A 20787-nucleotide genomic window follows, 5' to 3' on the forward strand; every position below is an offset into this window, starting at 1 on the left:
AGGCCTACAAAACCGTTGATCTGATTGGCTTTTGTAGGCCGGGTAAGGCGCAGCCGCCACCCGGCTTTTTTTTATCAGGCAAAACCCGGGCGCAATGACGCTTCGCGGGAATCCCCTTCAATCAAGGCTTTGACCTTCGTCACCAGCTCGTTCAGGCAATCATCCTGCATCCCTAAACGCGTCAGTTCCTGATCGAGTGAGAACAGATACTGGGCATTGGTTCCCAGCGGCCCGCTGGCTGCGGCAATCAGTGGCGCAATGACCTGCGTTCGGGTATCGGATTCATACAGCGGATGGCGCGGGTCCATGATAAAGACCAGCGCATTGACGGTGCGCCCGTCGTCGAGCTCCAGTTTGCACCAGCTTGGCAAATAGCAGCCGGTGATCATTTCACGCTTCCACAGCAGCGCCAGCTCGTCCTCGAGGGTATCGTTCGGCAGACGATAGGCGACGCCGGTGGTGCGCCCGCCCTCTTTCAGTGCAAGCATCCGGCCAGGCTGACAGGCGCTACCGCGACCGGCAGTGAGGCGCAGACAAAATGCGCGATGCCAGCCAGGAAGCGTACCCGTTGCGGATTCCACATACTCCAGCGCGGGATTCCACATCAGCGAACCATAACCAAATATCCATACCGGGCCTTCATCCGGGCGGCAGGCCATCGTCGCCGCAAGCGACGCAGCACGTTGTTCAGCCGACCAGAGAAGCGATTCCTCAATAGCACCAAATGCCGTCTTACAATCTGCCTTCATTAAGAAATCACGCGTTAACACTTTACCACCTCCGCCACTGCATGCTTCCGTGCGACATCTTTTACGCCTTCCCGGCATTTTCGTTTCTGCTCATTTTGACAGCAGTTAATAAACGATAAGCAATTCACAGGCCAGTTGCAATACAACGAAAGTTCAACAGCCGGAAAAGTCAAAACAGAGGTGGCTAATCATAAGGGCACTATTTCTTTTTATGCCATTTCTCATCCTCCCCTTTTTCATAATCGTGTTTGACAGCCGCCCAGGCGACGCGATGGGCGGTCTCTTCGCGGCTGGCGTCATCGCGACGGTCCTCTTTATCCTTATATTGCTCCCAGGCGCTGTTAAACGCCTCTTTGTAGATTTCCTGCGCGTGGGACGGCAGAACGTGCTGGACGCTGTCAGGCAGATCGTTTTTTGATTTATAGGGCATCACTCACCTCTTTTGAGTCAAAAAGGTAAGTGTGGTCGATAGGGGTTACCGTTGCCAGTCAAAATGACAATTGTGTGAAATTAATGAACTTAATCCACTGTTATTTAGTGTGTATTTAGATTAAAAGCGATTTTACAGGCGCTTTGATAAAAATAGCCACTGTGACGTAAAATTAAGTAAAACATCACTGGAAATTATCTGTTTTCTGTTAGTTTAATGGCCTGCAATTTCATTCTATAATTACAATCACCTGCATTCACGGAGTATCACATGACAACAACACATGAGGCGGTTAAGACCCGCCACAAGGAGACGTCGCTTATTTTCCCGCTTGTGGCACTGGCCGTGCTGCTCTTCTGGGGAAGTAGCCAGTCACTGCCAGTGGTCGTTGGAATTAACATTCTTGCTCTTATTGGTATTTTATCCAGCGCATTTAGCGTTGTTCGCCACGCCGACGTACTGGCGCACCGCCTGGGCGAACCCTACGGCTCTCTGATTTTAAGTCTTTCCGTTGTTATTCTCGAAGTAAGCTTAATTTCCGCATTGATGGCAACCGGCGATGCCGCACCGACGCTGATGCGCGATACGCTGTATTCGATCATTATGATTGTGACCGGCGGTCTGGTAGGCTTCTCGCTGCTTTTGGGCGGGGGCAAATTCGCCACTCAGTATATGAACCTGTTTGGTATTAAACAGTATCTGATCGCCCTCTTCCCGCTGGCAATTATTGTACTGGTGTTCCCAATGGCACTGCCGGGCGCCAATTTCACCACCGGGCAGGCGCTGCTGGTCGCGCTCATTTCCGCCGCCATGTACGGCGTTTTCCTGCTGATTCAAACCAAAACGCACCAAAGCCTGTTCGTCTACGAGCATGAAGATGACGGCGACGACGATGACCCGCACCACGGTAAGCCTTCTGCGCACAGCAGCCTGTGGCATACGGTTTGGCTGATCGTACATCTGATTGCGGTAATCGCGGTCACCAAAATGAATGCGAATCCACTGGAAACCTTGCTGACCGAGCTGAACGCCCCTGTGGCCTTTACCGGCTTCCTGGTCGCCTTGCTGATTCTGTCACCAGAAGGTTTAGGCGCTCTGAAAGCTGTGCTCAGCAACCAGGTGCAGCGCGCAATGAACCTGTTCTTCGGTTCCGTGCTGGCGACGATTTCACTCACCGTACCGGTGGTGACGTTGATCGCCTTTATGACCGGGAATGACCTGCACTTTGCGCTGGGTGCGCCAGAGATGATTGTGATGGTGGCGTCGTTGCTGCTGTGTCAGATTTCGTTCTCGACCGGACGCACCAACGTGCTAAACGGCGCGGCGCATCTGGCGCTGTTTATCGCGTATCTGATGACGATTTTTGCCTGACGTTCTTTGTCTGAACTGTTTTGCCGGGTGGCGGCTTCGCCTTACCCGGCCTACAAGACCGGCAGTAACGTATAACCCGCGCGCCGGGCATAAAAAAACCCGCCGCGGCGGGTTTTTTATTAGCTCAACGATTAGTTGCTGGTATCCAGCTCGTCGAAGCTTTTCACCAGATCGTCAATCGCTTTGATCTGTTTCAGGAACGGCTCGAGCTTATCCAGCGGCAGCGCGGATGGACCGTCGCATTTCGCGTTGGCTGGATCCGGGTGCGCTTCGATGAACAGACCGGCCAGACCTGTCGCCATACCGGCGCGCGCCAGTTCAGTCACCTGACCACGACGACCGCTGGATGCGGCGCCAAACGGGTCACGGCACTGCAGGGCGTGGGTCACGTCAAAGATAACCGGTGAGTTATTGGACACTTTCTTCATCACGCTGAAGCCCAGCATGTCGACCACCAGGTTGTCGTAACCAAAGTTCGCGCCACGGTCACACAGAATGATCTGGTCGTTGCCGCCTTCGATAAATTTATCGACGATGTTACCCATCTGACCAGGGCTCACGAACTGTGGTTTCTTCACGTTGATGACTGCACCGGTCTTCGCCATCGCTTCAACCAGGTCGGTCTGACGCGCCAGGAAGGCCGGAAGCTGAATCACATCCACTACCTCAGCAACTGGCTGCGCCTGTGACGCTTCATGCACGTCGGTGATCACTTTCACGCCAAAGGTCTGTTTCAGCTCCTGGAAAATTTTCATCCCTTCTTCCAGACCTGGGCCACGGTAAGAGTTGATGGAAGAGCGGTTGGCTTTGTCAAAAGAGGCTTTAAACACGTACGGGATGCCCAGTTTCTGGGTCACGGTCACGTAGTGTTCGCAGATACGCATGGCGAGGTCGCGGGATTCCAGAACGTTCATGCCACCAAACAGCACGAACGGCAGGTCGTTTGCCACGTTGATATCACCAATGCTAACCACTTTTTGTTTCATAGGATCGCCTTATTCAGGTGTGAATCGGAATTAAGATTAATGCAGTGTAATTTGTTTGTGCGCGATCGCGTTGATCTGCGCACGGATCATTTCGCTTATCGGATCTTCCGGGCACTGCTCAACAAAGTAGTTCAAATCATTGAGCGCTACGTGCTCACATTCCAGCTGCGCGTAGATAAGGCCACGGTCGCGGATCTCATACGGATCTTCCGGGTTGAACTGCAGCAGCACTTCGCTCGCACGCAGGGCAAGCTCCATCTGCCGCTCTTCCATCAGCGCCGATTTCAGCGTATCCAGCAGCTTGCGCACCACTTCAGCGTTATCCGCTTCATCGAGATCTTCGTTAAACAGTTCTGCTACCGGGCTGATATTGCCCTTCAGCCAGACATCCAGCGTGTGTTCGTCCAGCGTGTCGCCGTTAAACGGGTTGATCAGCCACATTTCGCCGTCCAGCCACTCCGCGCGCAGAATCATCTGCGTCGGGAAAATGACCGGCACCAGCGGAATATCCAGCCGGTTGGCAACCCACAGCAATACGGCCCCCAGAGCAACAGCGCTACCCTGACGGTTTTTCAGTACCTGATCCAGCCACAGCGCGTCGGAGAGACGATACACGCCGCGCGTGTCGCAAAAGCCCCATTCGCCGTAGAACAGCTCGATAAGCTTCTCCAGCTGCCAGTCCTGAGGACGCGCCTGACTGATCTCTTCACGCGCCATACTTGCCAGATTTTCCAGCTCATCGTAGACCCACTGTGAGGTGAAATCGTCGCGGATCATCTCTGAGATCAGGACCATTCCATCGCAAAGCGGTACTTTATTAAATTCGAAATCGGCTAAGGACCTCATACTTACCCCAGTAACGGTATTCTTGTGGTGGCGAGTTTAATGATGATGTACAGCACCACCAGCCCCAGCAGAAAGGCAATAAATCCGGTCTGCTGGCTGCGCGGACGACGACGTCCAAGCGCGATAAAACCCAAAACGATGTAGATGATAACGCCAAACAGCTTTTCAGTCAGCCATGTGCCTTTATCAGTAAAGGGCATATAGCCCGTCAGCCACATTAAACCGGCGCCTGAAAGGAACAAAATCGTGTCGATGCAGTGCGGCGCAACACGCACCCATCGGGCGTTGCTCAGCGGATGATTGCTGTAACGCCACCAGTAACGCACTACAAAAAAGCTGATAGTCAGCACCACGGCAGCGATATGCAGAGTGATCAAGATGCTAAACGCGCTCATGGCAATTTCCCGAGCGTCAGGCGGTCGTTATCGCCGTAGTCACGGCAGGTTTCGACACTCTCGTATCCTGCTGCGCAAAACAGCGCACGCACCGCCTGCCCTTGCGTCCAGCCGTGCTCCAGCAGCAGCCAGCCGCCGGACACCAGATGTTCGCGTGCGCTGCTAATAATGTGTTCGATATCAGCAAGACCTTCGTTAGCGGCGACCAGCGCCGTCAGCGGCTCGAAACGTACATCACCCTGCGACAGATGCGGATCTTGCTCATCAATGTACGGCGGATTGCTGACGATCATGTCATACGACTGGTTTGCAATGGCGCTAAACCAGCTGCTTTGCAGGATCTGAACGTTGCGAAAATCCAGACGCTCAAGGTTACGCTGTGCCAGTTCAACCGCATCCGGCATCACGTCGACCGCCGTTACCTCACAATCCGGGCGTTCGCTCGCCAGCGCCAGCGCAATCGCGCCGGTGCCGGTGCCTAAATCCAGAATGCGACAGGAGCTATCAGGCAGGCGTGCCAGCGCCTGTTCCACCAGACATTCCGTGTCCGGACGCGGGATCAACGTGGCCGCTGAGACATACAGCGGCAGCGACCAGAACTCCCGCTCGCCGGTCAAATGCGCCACCGGCTCACCCGTTTTACGACGGGCCAGCAGCATTGCAAGCTGTTGTTCTTGCGCGGCGATCAGTTGCGTCTCGCCGAACGCCAGAATAAACGTCCGCGTTTTGCCGGTAACATGTTCCAGCAAGATTTCAGCATCGCGACGCGGGCTTTCACTGGTAGAAAGCTCGCTCACGGCGGCGCGTAACCAGGCCTGAAAATCCATTAGTCCTGCTCAGCCAGCGCTGCCAGCTGATCGGCCTGGAATTCCTGCACGATAGGCTCGATCAAGGAATCGAGTTTGCCTTCCATCGTCTCGTCCAGACGGTAAATCGTCAGGTTGATACGGTGGTCGGTCACGCGCCCCTGCGGGAAGTTATAGGTGCGGTTACGATCGCTGCGATCGCCGCTGCCCAACAGGTTGCGGCGAGTTGAGGCTTCGGCCTGCTGACGTTTAGCGATTTCGGCGGCTCGAATGCGCGAGCCCAGAACCGACAAGGCTTTAGCTTTGTTTTTGTGCTGCGAACGCTCGTCCTGACACTCCACCACAATGCCCGTTGGCAAGTGGGTGATACGGATCGCGGAATCAGTGGTGTTAACGTGCTGGCCGCCCGCACCAGAGGAACGGAAGGTATCAATACGCAGATCGCCTGGGTTGATATCCGGCAGTTCAGCCTCTGGCACTTCAGGCAGGACAGCAACGGTACACGCTGACGTGTGGATACGTCCCTGCGATTCGGTCGCCGGAACGCGCTGCACGCGATGACCGCCGGATTCAAACTTCAGACGGCCATAAACGCCATCGCCGCTAATTTTGGCGATCACTTCTTTATAGCCACCGTGCTCGCCTTCGTTGGCGCTCATGATTTCGACACGCCAGCGGCGAGATTCCGCATAGCGGCTGTACATACGGAACAGATCGCCCGCAAACAGGGCGGCTTCGTCACCGCCGGTTCCGGCACGCACTTCGACAAACGCATTGCGCTCATCATCCGGGTCTTTCGGCAGCAGCAGAACCTGGAGCTGTTGCTCCATCTCTTCCGCACGAGCTTTGGCGTCCTGCAACTCTTCCTGCGCCATTTCGCGCATTTCAGGGTCGTCGAGCATCATCTGCGCAGTTTCAATATCTTCCTGAATCTGGCGCCAGTCGGTAAAACAACGCGCAACGTCACTCAGCTGCGCATACTCGCGCGACAGGGCGCGAAAACGATCCTGGTCAGCAATAGTCGCGGCATCGCCGAGCAGGGCCTGAACTTCTTCATGGCGCTCGTACAGAGCTTCCAGTTTGGCGACGATAGAGGGCTTCATAGGCGTAAAGGCACCTTGTAATAGAAAATGGGTATGTGGCGCTATTCCAGCCCGAGGCTGTTGCGCAGGAGGTTCAGGCGTTCATCATCCCCGTCACGGGCAGCCTGTTGAAGTGATTTGGTTGGGGCATGGATTAACCGGTTGGTCAATCTCCACGCCAGGTCCTGCATAATAATCTGCGGATCGCCGCCCTGTTCAAGGGCTGCCATCGCTTTGGCGGTCAGATCGTCACGTACCTGTTCCGCCTGACCACGGTATTCGCGAATCGTCTCACTGGCGCTTTGCGCGCGCAGCCAGGCCATAAATTCGCTGGATTCTTGCTCGACGATTGTTTCTGCCTGCACCGCCGCCGCTTTACGCTGGGCGAGGTTATGCGAAATGATGCTTTGCAGATCGTCAACGCTGTATAAATAGGCGTTTGCCAGCTTGCCCACTTCGGGTTCGACGTCGCGCGGAACGGCAATATCTACCAGCAGCATGGGCTGATTACGACGCGATTTCAGCGCACGCTCCACCATCCCTTTGCCAATAATCGGCAGTGGGCTGGCGGTTGAACTGATAATAATGTCCGCATCTTTCAGGCGTTCATCGATGTCGCTGAGGGCAATCACCTCTGCGCCCACTTCATCTGCCAATACCTGCGCGCGCTCACGGGTTCGGTTGGCAATAATCATCTGCTTGACCTTATGTTCGCGCAGATGACGCGCCACCAGCTCAATGGTTTCACCAGCGCCGACAAGCAGCACGGTAACGGTTGAGAGCGATTCAAAAATTTGACGCGCAAGGGTACAGGCTGCGAAGGCAACGGAAACCGCACTGGCACCAATGTCGGTTTCGGTTCGCACACGCTTAGCGACGGAGAAGGATTTCTGGAACATACGTTCCAGTTCGCTGGCTTTTAAATGCCCTTTTTGAGAATCGGCAAAGGCTTTTTTGACCTGACCGAGGATCTGAGGTTCGCCAAGGACCAGCGAATCGAGGCCGCTGGCGACGCGCATAAGATGGCTGACCGCATCATTATCATGATGCCAGTACAGGCTGTTGCGCAGCTCTTCTTCGTTCAAATTGTGGTATTCACACAACCAGCGAATGAGGGCTTCATGCAGATTGTCTTGTTCTTCAACGCTCAGGTATAGCTCGGTACGGTTGCAGGTAGAGAGCACCACGCCGCCTTGCACCATCGGTTGCGCAAGCAGGCTATCCAGCGCCTGGTCGAGCGTATCCGGCGAAAACGTTACGCGTTCTCGCAGCGAAACCGGGGCTGTTTTGTGGTTGATACCGAGTGCTAAAAGGGTCATGTGAGCGGGAGTAGTACCAGCGTTAATAAGGTTAGCAGGTCGCATCATACAGGATGCGCGAGATCAATAAAAGAGAGCGCCCCCTTTCGGAGTAATAGGCCGTCCAGGCTAATTTCATGATTTAAGACAATATGAACGTAGACGCTGCCACCGCCCGGCGCTAGCATTAAGGGTTATAACTGCAACGCATCTCAAGGATTTGTCACGACTATGGCCCGATTGATTCGCTTGTTACCGCTGGCGGCGCTGGTACTCACCGCCTGCTCGATTACTCCGCCCAAGGGCCCCGGCAAAAGTCCTGACTCCCCGCAGTGGCGTCAGCACCAGCAAGAAGTACGCAATTTAAGTCAATATCAGACGCGCGGCGCGTTTGCTTATCTGTCCGATCAGCAAAAAGTCTACGCCCGCTTCTTCTGGCAGCAAACCGGGCAGGATCGCTATCGCCTGCTGCTCCTGAACCCGCTTGGCAGCACTGAACTTGAGCTGAACGCTCAGCCGGGTACCGCGCAGATTACCGACAATAAAGGTCAGCATTACACCGCGACGGACGCCGAAGAGATGATCGGCAAACTGACCGGAATGCCAATTCCGCTTAACAGTCTGCGTCAGTGGATCCTTGGCCTGCCGGGTGATGCCACTGATTACAAACTCGACGACCAGTATCGCCTGAGCGAACTGAATTACACCCAGAACGGTAAAACCTGGAAAGTGGTGTACGGCGGCTACGACAGCGCAAGCAAACCCGCGTTGCCGGCTAATATGGAGCTGACGGAAGGCGGCCAGCGTATCAAGCTTAAAATGGATAACTGGATCGTTAAATGATGACCCAATGGCCCTCTCCGGCAAAGCTGAACCTGTTTTTGTACATCACCGGGCAACGCGCTGACGGTTATCACCTGCTGCAGACGCTGTTTCAGTTTGTCGATTATGGCGACACGATTTCTATCACTCCACGCAATGACGGACAAATTCAGCTGCTGACACCTGTCGAAGGTGTGGCGCATGAAGATAACCTCATCATACGTGCGGCGCGGTTGCTGATTAAGGCGGCTGATGAGTCACATCGTCTTCCGCCAGGAAGCGGGGCTGATATCAGTGTTGAGAAACGTCTGCCGATGGGCGGCGGTCTGGGTGGTGGGTCTTCCAATGCGGCAACCATACTGGTCGCACTCAACCATCTGTGGGGCTGTGGGCTTTCGTCTGATGAACTGGCCGCGCTGGGGCTGACACTTGGGGCGGATGTCCCGGTGTTCGTTCGGGGTCATGCGGCCTTTGCCGAAGGCGTCGGTGAGATCCTCACCCCGGCTGAACCTGCAGAAAAATGGTATCTCATTGCTCACCCTGGCGTAAGCATTCCTACCCCGGTTATTTTCAACGATCCGGCCTTAAAACGGGACACACCTGTACGGTCAATAGAAACGTTACTAAAATGTGAATTCAGCAACGATTGCGAGGTTATCGCAAGAAAACGTTTTCGCGAGGTTGATGCGGTGCTTTCCTGGCTGTTAGAATACGCCCCGTCGCGCCTGACTGGCACAGGATCCTGTGTTTTTGCTGAATTTGACACCGAATCCGCCGCACGTCAGGTGCTAGAGCAAGCCCCGGAATGGCTGCATGGTTTTGTGGCGCGAGGGATGAACACTTCCCCGCTACAGCAGACCATTCTGACGCAGACTGAGTTTCGGTGACAACGTCACCCTGTTCCAGACGTTGCATCGCGCTCTTTAATACACCGCCTGGATAGCGTTCGCCTGGCCCGCACAGTTTGTGGCGAATGTTATCCACCATTGGACGCATGCCTGAGGTTCTTCTCGTGCCTGATATGAAGCTTTTTGCTGGTAACGCCACCCCGGAACTAGCACAACGTATTGCCAACCGCCTGTACACTTCCCTCGGCGACGCCGCTGTAGGTCGCTTTAGCGACGGCGAAGTCAGCGTACAAATTAACGAAAATGTACGCGGTGGTGATATTTTCATCATCCAGTCCACCTGTGCTCCAACTAACGACAACCTGATGGAATTGGTTGTTATGGTCGATGCCCTGCGCCGTGCTTCCGCAGGCCGTATCACGGCAGTTATTCCTTACTTCGGCTATGCTCGCCAGGACCGTCGTGTCCGTTCAGCGCGTGTACCGATTACCGCTAAAGTCGTTGCTGACTTCCTGTCGAGCGTAGGCGTAGACCGCGTTCTGACCGTTGACCTGCACGCTGAGCAGATCCAGGGCTTCTTCGACGTTCCCGTTGATAACGTATTCGGCAGCCCAATCCTGCTCGAAGACATGCTGCAACTGAATCTGGACAACCCAATCGTGGTTTCTCCAGATATCGGCGGCGTGGTTCGTGCTCGTGCGATTGCCAAACTGCTCAACGATACCGACATGGCTATCATCGACAAACGCCGTCCGCGCGCTAACGTTTCTCAGGTGATGCACATCATCGGTGACGTCGCTGGCCGTGACTGTGTGCTGGTTGATGACATGATCGACACCGGCGGCACGCTGTGCAAAGCCGCTGAAGCACTGAAAGAACGTGGTGCTAAGCGTGTATTTGCGTATGCAACTCACCCGATCTTCTCTGGCAATGCGGTCAACAACCTGCGTAACTCCGTCATCGACGAAGTGGTCGTTTGTGACACCATTCCATTAAGTGAAGAGATCAAAGCGCTGCCAAACGTACGGACCCTGACCCTGTCAGGTATGCTGGCCGAAGCGATTCGTCGTATCAGCAACGAAGAATCCATCTCTGCGATGTTCGAACACTAATCGAACACGGCCCAAAAACCCGCTGCGGCGGGTTTTTTTGTTTATTATCTTTATTTGTATGATTAATACCTCCTTCACCTGCCATTCACATGACAGATGATGTGCTCACGGATAACGAGAATTGTGAAAAATATAACCTCCTCACACGTTCTGCCTTTTCGCGCCCTCATCGACGCCTGCTGGAAAGAAAAATACACCTCGTCACGTTTTCTGCGTGATGTTATCGCCGGGATAACCGTCGGGATTATTGCCATTCCGCTGGCAATGGCGCTGGCGATTGGCAGCGGCGTGGCTCCTCAGTACGGGCTATATACCTCGGCAGTTGCCGGGATTGTCATCGCCCTGACCGGCGGTTCGCGCTTTAGCGTCTCAGGCCCGACGGCGGCTTTTGTGGTGATCCTCTACCCGGTTTCCCAGCAATTTGGTCTGGCAGGTTTACTGGTTGCGACGCTGATGTCTGGGGTATTTTTGATTCTGTTTGGCCTGGCACGCTTTGGTCGGTTGATCGAGTACATCCCCCTTTCCGTGACGCTCGGCTTTACCTCCGGGATCGGTATCACCATCGGGACCATGCAAATCAAAGATTTCCTCGGTTTGCAGCTCACGCACGTTCCTGAACACTATCTGCAAAAGGTCGGGGCGCTGTTTATGGCTCTACCGACGGCGAATCTGGGCGATGCGGCGATCGGCATCGTCACGCTCGGCACGTTAATTCTCTGGCCACGGCTGGGCATCCGCCTGCCGGGGCATCTTCCTGCGCTGCTGCTGGGCTGTGCGGTGATGGGCGTGGTGAATCTTCTCGGTGGACACGTCGCGACTATAGGCTCCCAGTTCCACTATATTCTGGCGGACGGTTCGCAGGGCAACGGCATTCCGCAGCTTCTGCCGCAGCTGGTACTGCCGTGGAACTTACCCGGCTCGAACTTCACGCTGAGCTGGGATTCTCTGCGCGCCCTGCTACCGGCTGCATTCTCGATGGCGATGCTCGGCGCAATTGAATCGCTGCTCTGCGCGGTGGTGCTCGACGGCATGACCGGCACCAAGCACAAAGCCAACAGTGAGCTGGTCGGTCAGGGGTTGGGCAATATTATCGCGCCATTCTTTGGCGGTATTACTGCCACAGCCGCCATTGCCCGTTCCGCCGCTAACGTCCGCGCCGGGGCGACCTCGCCGGTGTCTGCCGTGATTCACTCCCTGCTGGTGATCCTTGCCCTGCTCGCGCTCGCCCCTCTGCTCTCATGGCTGCCGCTCTCTGCGATGGCCGCTCTGCTGCTGATGGTGGCGTGGAACATGAGCGAGGCGCATAAAGTGGTGCATCTCCTGCGCCGTGCGCCGAAAGACGACATCATCGTGATGCTGATTTGCATGTCGCTGACGGTACTGTTTGACATGGTGATCGCCATCAGCGTCGGGATTGTACTGGCGTCGCTGCTGTTTATGCGCCGCATTGCGCAGATGACCCGTCTTGCACCGGTGAATGTTGAGGTTCCGGACGATGTGCTGGTGCTGCGCGTTATCGGCCCGCTGTTCTTTGCGGCGGCAGAAGGATTATTCACTGATTTGGAATCACGTATTGCAGGAAAACGTATTGTGGTGCTGAAGTGGGACGCGGTGCCGGTGCTCGATGCTGGCGGGCTGGATGCTTTTCAGCGCTTTGTGAATCGCCTGCCGGACGGCTGCGAGCTGCGTGTCAGTAATCTGGAATTCCAGCCCCTGCGCACTATGGCGCGCGCTGGCGTCCAGCCGATCCCTGGCCGCCTGGCGTTCTACCCGAATCGCGATGCGGCGTTAGCGGATCTCTGATACAACAACGGCTCCCTCAGGAGCCGTTCTGACAGATTGCCCGGCGGCACTTCGTTTGCACGGGCCTACGGGTTTTGTAGGCCGGGTAAGCGCAGCGCCACCCGGCAAAAAGCCCCGAGTTAACTGTGTTTATGCTCGTCCCGGCGGCAGCGCTTATCGTAGTGACGCACCCACCAGTATCGGTCGCTGACCTGCTCATGACCACTCACACGCGCTCCTGCCAGCCACAGAACTGCACCTAAGAAGATGCTCAGAACCGCGCCATGCGCGAAATATTGCGGGAGGTCAAGCTGCGGTAACTGGTTTAAAATAGAGTAACCCACACCTGCTACCATCACGAACAGGCCCAATCCCATTAGCACGTTACCGAGTCGTGAAGCGTTTCTGCGTTTCATATGCCACCTCCGGAACCTGGGTTGCAGGGAAAATGTCCCTAATCCTTGTGTGTAAAGTATAGACAACGGGTCTTTTATGAGTTGCGTGAATGATCACAATAATGAGTACAATCGAGACAAAAGTTTACAAATAAGCGACTGAACCGCTTGAAATTCTAATGGTTCAAATGAGTCATTATTCAATTTTCCCCCTACCTGTCGCAGAATTTTGTCAAGCGGCGCGGCAACCAGTAAACTACGCGGCAAATCTGGAATCTTTAGGAATTGAAACGTGACGATTAAACTGATTGTCGGCCTTGCCAACCCGGGCGCTGAATATGCGGCGACTCGCCATAACGCCGGTGCGTGGTATGTTGATTTGCTGGCCGAGCGGTTACGTGCCCCCTTGCGTGAAGAGCCGAAATTTTATGGCTATACCTCGCGTATCAATCTCGCGGGAGCGGATGTGCGTCTGCTGGTTCCGACCACCTTTATGAATTTGAGTGGCAAAGCGGTCGCGGCAATGGCGACATTTTATCGCATCAATCCGGACGAAATTCTGGTCGCGCACGATGAGCTGGACTTACCGCCGGGCGTTGCCAGATTCAAACTTGGCGGCGGTCACGGCGGTCATAATGGACTGAAAGACATCATCAGCAAGCTCGGCAATAACCCGAACTTTCACCGTTTACGCGTGGGAATCGGCCATCCGGGCGATAAAAACAAAGTTGTCGGTTTTGTGTTGGGCAAACCTCCTGCTTCCGAGCAAAAGCTAATCGACGATGCAGTAGACGAAGCGGTGCGCTGTACCGAGGTTTGGCTCAACGAGGGTTTAACCAAAGCGACGAACCGCCTGCATACCTTTAAAGCGCAGTAGTCGGCGCAATACGGCATTTTTACCGCGCGTGGCGCAGGTTACGTGTATAATAGGCGTAGTTATTTACTTTTCTTCAATCGGTTAACACTAACGGGTTGAATATCAAGACATTAAGGTGATTTAAAGATGGGATTTAAATGCGGTATCGTTGGCCTGCCAAACGTTGGCAAATCCACCCTGTTTAACGCGCTCACCAAAGCGGGCATCGAAGCAGCAAACTTCCCGTTCTGTACGATCGAGCCAAACACCGGTGTTGTGCCAATGCCCGATCCGCGTCTGGATCAGCTCGCCGAAATCGTTAAACCACAGCGTATTCTGCCAACCACTATGGAATTCGTGGACATCGCCGGCCTGGTAAAAGGCGCGTCTAAAGGCGAAGGTCTGGGCAACCAGTTCCTGACCAACATCCGTGAAACCGAAGCCATCGGCCACGTTGTACGTTGCTTCGAGAACGACAATATCATTCACGTGAATAATAAAGTCGATCCGGCTGACGATATTGACGTTATCAATACCGAGTTAGCGTTGTCTGACCTCGACACCTGCGAACGCGCTATTCACCGCGTCCAGAAACGTGCAAAAGGCGGCGACAAAGACGCTAAAGCTGAACTGGCTGCGCTGGAAAAATGTCTGCCACAGCTGGAAAACGCAGGCATGCTGCGCGCGCTGGCGTTGACTGATGAAGACAAAGCGGCGATCAAATACCTGAGCTTCCTGACCCTGAAGCCAACCATGTACATTGCCAACGTCAACGAAGACGGTTTCGAGAACAACCCGTATCTCGATAAAGTGCGTGAAATCGCCGCTGGCGAAGGCTCTGTGGTTGTTGCCGTGTGTGCCGCCGTTGAGTCGGACATTGCTGAGCTGGACGATGCCGATCGTGAAGAGTTCATGGCTGAGCTGGGAATTGAAGAACCCGGCCTGAACCGCGTTATCCGCGCGGGTTACGAACTGCTGAACCTGCAAACTTACTTCACCGCTGGCGTGAAAGAAGTCCGTGCGTGGACCATCCCTGTAGGTGCAACCGCTCCGCAGGCCGCGGGTAAAATTCACACCGACTTCGAAAAAGGCTTTATCCGCGCTCAGACTATCGCGTTCGAAGACTTCATCACCTACAAAGGTGAACAAGGCGCGAAAGAAGCCGGCAAGATGCGTGCAGAAGGTAAAGACTATATCGTTAAAGATGGCGACGTAATGAACTTCTTGTTCAACGTCTAATCGTTACCTTCGCTATGCAAAAATCCACGCTCCGGCGTGGATTTTTTGTTTGTGTACACGCCATCCAGCAAACTGGATTTGTCGCTCGACTCCCTGTCTTTATCTATACTCCACCTCACCCTTACTAAAGACAAAAGGTTACCTGTGTTCGCCACTATTCTTGTTGCGGTTGTTGCCGCCATTCATCTCTATATTCTGGTTCTCGAAATGTTTTTGTGGAATACAAAAACCGGTCGCAAGGCTTTTAAACTCAGCGCGGATTTTGCGCGCGAAACCCGCGTACTGGCCGCAAATCAGGGGCTGTACAACGGATTTCTGGCGGCAGGCTTACTGTGGGGCTTATGGCTTGGCGAGCGCGGTATTTCGGTTATCTTCTTCTTTCTGATCTGCGTGTTGATAGCGGGAGTTTTTGGTGCGGTAACGGCCAGCCGAAAGATTCTCTATGTGCAGGCGCTTCCGGCATTGGCCGCAATGCTGGCTCTGCTGGTTCGTTGAGCGGGCCGTAAAGGTTTTCTCTCTGTTTTCCACACGGCTTTACTACATGAACACCTCTTCCGGAAGCCGCCAAAGTACAACACAATTCTCCATCCCGCTACTGACCATGGCGTGTCGGGCATGTTTTCACATTCATCCCTTTGTGTATTACAAAAAGGCAGCAGGTTGTGTTTATTTCATTGACAACGATATTATCACCCTCCAGAACTAAATATGAGTGGATATCCGAGCACAGCGTTCAGTGCAAACCATTTTAAGTTAAATCATCACAATATTTCGCCTTATTTTATAAAAAAAATAGAGTAAACCAATGATAAAAAAAGGTAAGTCGGAACAAAAATACTGCGTATTAAAAAAAGCAAAAGCATCGAGATTTTAACTATCGATTAAAATATTTAATGATATTATATTGTATATCCTTCGTTAACTTTAGAGTCTTCCATGGGCAACAATAAAGTCAAATTTCATGGGAACTCTTATCACATTAGAAATGGAATTGTATGGATTTATCTCTGCTGAAAGCCATTCTTTTTACTCCTGAATTCGGTATCGCAAGTCTTGGCGTATTGATGCTCATTTCCAGAAACATAATAAAAGCAAAAGTTCTGTCAAAATTAACCCAAGAACACAGCTACAAGGTTCTTGACAGGATCATCTTCTTTATAGGAATTGTAGCTATAATCGGGGCTTTATTTTGGGGGGTAATCAGGATTTATGAAATACATGAGTCTGGAAAACAAAAAGCTCAGGCAAGCAACAACACTCAAACGCAGGAAAAACTCGTATCTCCTGTACTGATTGAAAAGTCGGTCAACAAAACCATCCCAGATCACACCCCTGGAACGGATTTTAAAACAGCAGACATTCATTTTAATTATATAGAAGTAACAGGATTGAAAGACCCCCTCATTGAAAAAAAAATCAATGAATACATTAAAGGAATTATTGGCGTTGATACCCTGTACGATGGCACTGAGGATTATTATATGGAGATAGTAAAATCATCCATAGATGATAGTTTACTTAGTGCTCTTGCTGAAGGATCAATGTATGCACATGGTGCTGCAGGCGCAACAAACATCATCGCTAGCATAAATATTAGCGTAAAAAATGGTGAGGTCATTCAGTTCAAAGATCTCTTCCGGGCTGGATATATCGACACAATAAACTCGCTGGCAAAATCCTGGTTCGCAACACAAGACTACACCAGCGATTTTGAAAGCGTCAGCGATGACCAGTGTTTCTATATTAGCGGAAACTTTCTTTATCTGTGTTTCTCAGAATACGAAGTTGCTCCCGGCTCAGAGGGCATTGTTAACGTCCCTATTAAGCTTGACGATATTCGGGGCATAGTTAGCAAAAATGGTCCTTTGGCTTATATTCTTTGAGCCACTGACAGAGCCTTAGCATTCTGACTTCTATGGTCATGCATCTGGCAACATGACCTTATCTGAAGCCCGGTTCGGATTTTATTATGCCCTACTCACATAAGTCGATTATTCAATTATGTGCCTGGGCTTCACGGTTATCACAGCTATGACAGTGTCACTCGCATGGTTCAGGACATGATCTCAAATAAGTTTTAAGAGACCCGCAAATAAAAAAGTTAACAAAATGAACTGAAAAATTCATAGCGAATGAGGAATCTGGACTTGGTTCAATCCGACAGACTCTCATCAAGTAATGCTACAGATATTAATGAATAATTTTATATGTTAAATGGAAGAGAAAAATGATTTCATCTAAGTGTGTTTTTAATATGCAGACTGCCAAAAACACCTACCGTGCTCTGACGGGAGCTGGCGTGGTTATCTTTATGATGTACTCCTTGAGAATCGGTTTCTTGCCTACCGGTTTATCACTGTCAGACGTTTTTTTCTTCCTTCTGGTCATTATTTCATTTTCAATACTACTGGCTTTTTTCATGGCTCTTTGGTTTTCAATGTCAGTTATCCTATCTTATTTATTAATAAAGACCATATTATTGGCCTCTCCAATGCAAACCCGTAAGGGCAGAGCATGGCGAAGAACATTGAGAGGAACTTACAGAGTTGCAAGTCGAATGAAAATTTTCGAGGGGTTATACATTCATACACTTATTGCTCTGATAGGGATAGCTGTAATTTATCTTGGTGTACATAATGGCATTCTTGATTGTGGTTCCATCACTTTATTATTCTTTTTCTCAGTATTATTTTTGACTATTATCCCATGGGTTTACATTGATAAAAAAGTGATGAAAAAGGATAAAAATAAGGTTGCCTTGTCAATTTCTGGTTTACTAGTCACCCTTATCGTGTTTATTTCTGATATACCACCTGTACTTAGCGATGCAGGAATGGCCTACATTGGTGTCCGAAAGTCCAACGTGACTATACTTCTGCATGGCAAAGACCTTGAGATGGCCAGGCATCTCACCGGGAATCAGAATCAGACCTTCTTTAGAGGTGATACACTTTTCTCCGGGGTAGGTTCAACGTCTTTACTGATCATCAACAACCAAAAAATCATCGTGAGCAATGAAAACCTGACCCTGGCATTTTAAATCAGGTGAAGTGATCTTGAGGGAGGCCATCTCTAATCCTCCTCTTCACTCCACACGCCTCACCTCCGAATGACGTTCCGTGGCGGCTTCGCGAAAAATATCGCCCAGCCCGCCTGGAATTTCGGCTTCTGTCAGTCAGTCAGTCAGTCAGTCAGTCAGTCAGTCAGTCAGTCAGTCAGTCAGGAACGATGATGTCGTAAAGTTGCGAGAAGTTGCGCTCTGACAAATTGATCCGAAATACCAGCCAGCGTTTGCCTTCACGTTTGACCCCAATGTGCCGCCCAAAAACATCGTAAATAAGCATCATGACTTTTTCCTGTTATGCGAGAGGTGCCTGGATAGGAGTATGCTAAAAATAAATCTCGTTGCTTAAGAAGGAGAAAACAAGATGTCTGACCATCCCTCAGTCGCCCTTATTGGTCCTGGTGCTATCGGCACCACGATTGCCGCTGCGCTTCATGAAGTTGGCCGAACGCCTCTGCTTTGCGGGCGCACCGCGCATCCGCAGTTAATTTTGCGTCACGATGAAGGTGAAGTGACGGTGCCCGGTCCGGTATTAACCGATCCTGCGTCCGTCCGTCATCCGTTCGATTTGGTGTTTGTCGCGGTGAAAACGACTCAGGTGGCAGACTGCGCCGAATGGCTTGCCGCCTTATGTGATGAAAACACCGTCGTTTGCGCGCTGCAAAATGGCGTCGAGCAGAAAACCCAGCTCGGCCCCTGGGTCAACGGCGCCACGGTGATCCCGTCGGTGGTCTGGTTTCCGGCCCAGCGCGAGGCGGATGCTTCCGTCTGGCTCCGCGCTAAACCGCGCCTGACCCTCCCGGATATCCCGCAGGCCACACGCATCACCGATGCCCTCAGTGGCACGCGCTGTGCGGTCGAGCTGTCAGCAGATTTTACTTCCATCGCCTGGCGCAAGCTGTTGCAGAATGCCGTCGCCGGGCTGATGGTGCTGGCGAATCGTCGCGCGGGCATGTTCTCGCGGGACGATATTACAGCGCTGGCGCTGGCCTATCTGCACGAATGTCTGAGCGTCGCGCGGGCAGAAGGCGCGCGCTTAAGCGACAGTGTGCCACAAGAGATCGTCGACGGTTTCCATCGTGCCCCGGCAGATCTGGGCACCTCAATTTTGGCCGACCGACAGGCCAATCGCCCGCTGGAGTGGGACATCCGCAATGGCGTGATCCAGCGCTACGGGCAAAAACATGGCCTTCCCGTGCCCATCAGCAACGTCATCGTTCCGCTGCTGGCGGCGGGTAGCGAGGGGCCGGGGTGACGTGCACGATTCAGGGGGCGGCGGGTTTTCCCTGCCCCACGTCCACCAGCAACAACACGCCAAAACTCCTCGCCGGTACCGAATGCCACGCCCCTTTTGGCACAAAATAGTACTCGCCTGCCTTGAGCGTAAACTGCTCGCCCTCCACCACCAGCGGCAGTTCTCCGTCAAGCACCAGCAGCAGCTCGTCGAAATCGTCGTGAACTTCTGGCGGAATGCCCTCTCCTCCCATCTTGATCACCTTAATATTGGCGTTCCCGACGGTTCCAAGAACGCGTGAGCGCCAGATCTCCGGCAGGCTCGCGACGACGCCCGCAATAGAGGCTTTCATTTTTCCACTCCGCTTCGTTAGATTTCACCACCTTTACCATGTCGTCAGTAATACCGTTATGATTTCATCAGGTTAGGCTTGCCGGATTTTAGCTAAGCCTTTTTAACGCTCTGGTTTACAAGGATATTCACGACCCCTTCCTGGAATTTCCTGACCCGAGAATTCAGGCAAACGGCACCGTTCTCAACTAGACTTGGAAGCTGTACTTTTCCACCGGATATCCAACCTACCCCTTCTCCTTTCACTCCACCCGAGAGGTTCAATCATGTCATTTGTCACCACCAAAGATAACGTTGAGATCTTCTATAAAGACTGGGGCCCCAAAGATGCGCAGCCGATATTTTTCCACCACGGCTGGCCGCTAAGTGCGGATGACTGGGATAACCAACTGCTGTTCTTTTTGGCACAAGGTTTTCGGGTGATCGCTTCTGACCGCCGGGGTCACGGGCGTTCAAGTCAGGTCAGCGACGGGCACGATATGGATCACTACGCCGCCGACGTCTCCGCTGTCGTTGAGCATCTGGATCTGAAAAACGTGGTGCATATCGGGCACTCGACGGGTGGCGGGCAGGTTGCGCGCTACGTCGCAAAATACGGTCAGCCGCAGGGGCGTGTGGCGAAAACGGTGCTGATCAGTGCCGTCCCTCCGCTGATGGTTAAAACGCCGGACAACCCGGGCGGCACGCCGCTGGAAGTCTTCGACGGATTCCGCCAGGCGCTCGCCGCCAATCGCGCACAATTTTATCTCGATGTGGCGTCCGGTCCGTTCTACGGATTTAACCGCGATGGCGCGGAAATTTCACAGGGCACCATCCAGAACTGGTGGCGTCAGGGAATGATCGGCAGCGCGAAAGCGCACTATGAGGGCATCAAAGCGTTCTCCGAAACCGACCAGACCGAGGATCTGAAAGCCATCACCGTGCCAACGCTGATTTTGCAGGGCGATGACGATCAGGTGGTGCCGTACAAAAATGCGAGCCTGCTTCAGGATGAACTCATCAGCAACAGCACCCTCAAAGTCTATCCGGGCTTCCCGCACGGGATGCACAGCACCCATGCGGACGTGATTAACCAGGATCTGCTGGCGTTTATTCGCAGTTAACTGAACCTCCGGTATCAC

The 20787-nt window shown here is 52.9% G+C and carries 22 protein-coding genes and 1 pseudogene; 12 read left to right on the forward strand and 11 right to left on the reverse strand.

Annotated features, from left to right (window positions below; genetic code table 11):
* Nucleotides 1–74: 74 nt before the first annotated feature.
* Both C3708_RS02505 and chaB read right to left on the reverse strand, forming a co-directional pair.
* Nucleotides 75–770, reverse strand: a complete 696-nt coding sequence (locus C3708_RS02505) for a gamma-glutamylcyclotransferase (RefSeq protein ID WP_103949343.1) — start codon at nucleotides 768–770, stop codon at nucleotides 75–77.
* A gap of 178 nt (nucleotides 771–948) precedes the next feature.
* Nucleotides 949–1179: a putative cation transport regulator ChaB gene (gene chaB, locus C3708_RS02510; RefSeq protein WP_103949344.1), complete on the reverse strand. Its 231-nt coding sequence runs from the start codon at nucleotides 1177–1179 to the stop codon at nucleotides 949–951.
* A gap of 270 nt (nucleotides 1180–1449) precedes the next feature.
* On the opposite strand from chaB, the gene chaA reads away from it, so the two are divergent.
* Nucleotides 1450–2550: a sodium-potassium/proton antiporter ChaA gene (chaA, locus tag C3708_RS02515; RefSeq protein ID WP_103946021.1), complete on the forward strand. Its 1101-nt coding sequence runs from the start codon at nucleotides 1450–1452 to the stop codon at nucleotides 2548–2550.
* Between the two features lie 131 nt (nucleotides 2551–2681).
* Here the strand turns inward: chaA and kdsA are convergent, their stop codons facing one another.
* Genes kdsA through hemA form a run of 6 tightly spaced genes read right to left on the reverse strand, consistent with a single transcriptional unit; the run spans nucleotide 2682 to nucleotide 7984 of the window.
* Nucleotides 2682–3536 (reverse strand): 3-deoxy-8-phosphooctulonate synthase, encoded by an 855-nt coding sequence (gene kdsA / locus C3708_RS02520; RefSeq protein ID WP_095282273.1) that lies wholly within the window; start codon nucleotides 3534–3536, stop codon nucleotides 2682–2684.
* A 36-nt stretch (nucleotides 3537–3572) separates the two neighbouring features.
* Nucleotides 3573–4382, reverse strand: a complete 810-nt coding sequence (gene sirB1, locus C3708_RS02525) for an invasion regulator SirB1 (RefSeq protein WP_095282274.1) — start codon at nucleotides 4380–4382, stop codon at nucleotides 3573–3575.
* A gap of 2 nt (nucleotides 4383–4384) precedes the next feature.
* Nucleotides 4385–4777: an invasion regulator SirB2 gene (sirB2, locus tag C3708_RS02530; RefSeq protein WP_103949345.1), complete on the reverse strand. Its 393-nt coding sequence runs from the start codon at nucleotides 4775–4777 to the stop codon at nucleotides 4385–4387.
* On the reverse strand, nucleotides 4774–5604 hold the full coding sequence (gene prmC, locus C3708_RS02535) for a peptide chain release factor N(5)-glutamine methyltransferase (protein ID WP_103949346.1): 831 nt from the start codon (nucleotides 5602–5604) through the stop codon (nucleotides 4774–4776). Before prmC ends, sirB2 begins: the two co-directional genes overlap by 4 nt.
* Nucleotides 5604–6686 carry a peptide chain release factor 1 gene (prfA, locus tag C3708_RS02540; RefSeq protein WP_095282277.1) on the reverse strand — a complete coding sequence of 361 codons (1083 nt, stop codon included), beginning with the start codon at nucleotides 6684–6686 and terminating at the stop codon, nucleotides 5604–5606. Before prfA ends, prmC begins: the two co-directional genes overlap by 1 nt.
* A gap of 41 nt (nucleotides 6687–6727) precedes the next feature.
* Nucleotides 6728–7984 (reverse strand): glutamyl-tRNA reductase, encoded by a 1257-nt coding sequence (gene hemA / locus C3708_RS02545; RefSeq protein WP_103949347.1) that lies wholly within the window; start codon nucleotides 7982–7984, stop codon nucleotides 6728–6730.
* 210 nt (nucleotides 7985–8194) lie between these two features.
* Here hemA and lolB point away from each other — a divergent pair, with 210 nt between their 5' ends.
* The 4 genes from lolB (at nucleotide 8195) to dauA (ending at nucleotide 12548) form a co-directional block, all read left to right on the forward strand.
* Nucleotides 8195–8806, forward strand: coding sequence for a lipoprotein insertase outer membrane protein LolB (lolB, locus tag C3708_RS02550; RefSeq protein ID WP_095282279.1), 612 nt, complete (start codon nucleotides 8195–8197; stop codon nucleotides 8804–8806).
* Nucleotides 8803–9672, forward strand: a complete 870-nt coding sequence (gene ispE / locus C3708_RS02555) for a 4-(cytidine 5'-diphospho)-2-C-methyl-D-erythritol kinase (protein ID WP_103949348.1) — start codon at nucleotides 8803–8805, stop codon at nucleotides 9670–9672. The genes lolB and ispE overlap by 4 nt, the downstream gene beginning before the upstream one ends.
* A gap of 125 nt (nucleotides 9673–9797) precedes the next feature.
* Nucleotides 9798–10745 (forward strand): ribose-phosphate diphosphokinase, encoded by a 948-nt coding sequence (gene prs, locus C3708_RS02565; protein WP_012017724.1) that lies wholly within the window; start codon nucleotides 9798–9800, stop codon nucleotides 10743–10745.
* A 123-nt stretch (nucleotides 10746–10868) separates the two neighbouring features.
* Nucleotides 10869–12548, forward strand: coding sequence for a C4-dicarboxylic acid transporter DauA (gene dauA / locus C3708_RS02570; protein WP_103949349.1), 1680 nt, complete (start codon nucleotides 10869–10871; stop codon nucleotides 12546–12548).
* A 119-nt stretch (nucleotides 12549–12667) separates the two neighbouring features.
* Here dauA and ychH read toward each other — a convergent pair whose 3' ends face one another.
* Nucleotides 12668–12943 carry a stress-induced protein YchH gene (ychH, locus tag C3708_RS02575; protein WP_103949350.1) on the reverse strand — a complete coding sequence of 92 codons (276 nt, stop codon included), beginning with the start codon at nucleotides 12941–12943 and terminating at the stop codon, nucleotides 12668–12670.
* Between the two features lie 271 nt (nucleotides 12944–13214).
* Here ychH and pth point away from each other — a divergent pair, with 271 nt between their 5' ends.
* The 5 genes from pth to C3708_RS02600 all read left to right on the forward strand — a co-directional run bounded on the left by pth (nucleotide 13215) and on the right by C3708_RS02600 (nucleotide 18057).
* Nucleotides 13215–13799, forward strand: coding sequence for an aminoacyl-tRNA hydrolase (gene pth / locus C3708_RS02580; RefSeq protein ID WP_095282283.1), 585 nt, complete (start codon nucleotides 13215–13217; stop codon nucleotides 13797–13799).
* A gap of 126 nt (nucleotides 13800–13925) precedes the next feature.
* Nucleotides 13926–15017 carry a redox-regulated ATPase YchF gene (ychF, locus tag C3708_RS02585; RefSeq protein ID WP_095282284.1) on the forward strand — a complete coding sequence of 364 codons (1092 nt, stop codon included), beginning with the start codon at nucleotides 13926–13928 and terminating at the stop codon, nucleotides 15015–15017.
* Between the two features lie 144 nt (nucleotides 15018–15161).
* Entirely contained in the window at nucleotides 15162–15512 is a 351-nt protein-coding gene (locus C3708_RS02590) for a DUF1304 domain-containing protein (RefSeq protein WP_103949351.1), read from the forward strand.
* Between the two features lie 500 nt (nucleotides 15513–16012).
* Nucleotides 16013–16900, forward strand: a complete 888-nt coding sequence (locus tag C3708_RS02595) for an RsiV family protein (protein WP_095282286.1) — start codon at nucleotides 16013–16015, stop codon at nucleotides 16898–16900.
* Between the two features lie 344 nt (nucleotides 16901–17244).
* Nucleotides 17245–18057, forward strand: a complete 813-nt coding sequence (locus tag C3708_RS02600) for a hypothetical protein (protein WP_103949352.1) — start codon at nucleotides 17245–17247, stop codon at nucleotides 18055–18057.
* Nucleotides 18058–18102: 45 nt separating this feature from the next.
* On the opposite strand, the pseudogene C3708_RS02605 reads toward C3708_RS02600, so the two are convergent.
* A pseudogene (locus C3708_RS02605) lies at nucleotides 18103–18361 on the reverse strand (hypothetical protein).
* An 84-nt stretch (nucleotides 18362–18445) separates the two neighbouring features.
* Between C3708_RS02605 and C3708_RS02610 the strand changes: the two are divergent.
* Entirely contained in the window at nucleotides 18446–19336 is an 891-nt protein-coding gene (locus C3708_RS02610) for an oxidoreductase (RefSeq protein WP_103949353.1), read from the forward strand.
* A gap of 10 nt (nucleotides 19337–19346) precedes the next feature.
* On the opposite strand, the gene C3708_RS02615 is transcribed toward C3708_RS02610, so the two are convergent.
* A complete protein-coding gene (locus C3708_RS02615) occupies nucleotides 19347–19667 on the reverse strand; it encodes a cupin domain-containing protein (protein WP_103949354.1) in 321 nt (106 codons plus the stop codon).
* A 265-nt stretch (nucleotides 19668–19932) separates the two neighbouring features.
* Between C3708_RS02615 and C3708_RS02620 the strand changes: the two genes are divergently transcribed.
* Nucleotides 19933–20769, forward strand: coding sequence for an alpha/beta fold hydrolase (locus tag C3708_RS02620; RefSeq protein ID WP_103949355.1), 837 nt, complete (start codon nucleotides 19933–19935; stop codon nucleotides 20767–20769).
* The last annotated feature ends 18 nt before the right edge of the window (nucleotides 20770–20787 follow it).

The sequence above is a fragment of the Lelliottia sp. 7254-16 genome (genome assembly GCF_002922995.1).
GTDB classification, from domain to species: Bacteria; Pseudomonadota; Gammaproteobacteria; order Enterobacterales; family Enterobacteriaceae; genus Enterobacter; species Enterobacter jeotgali.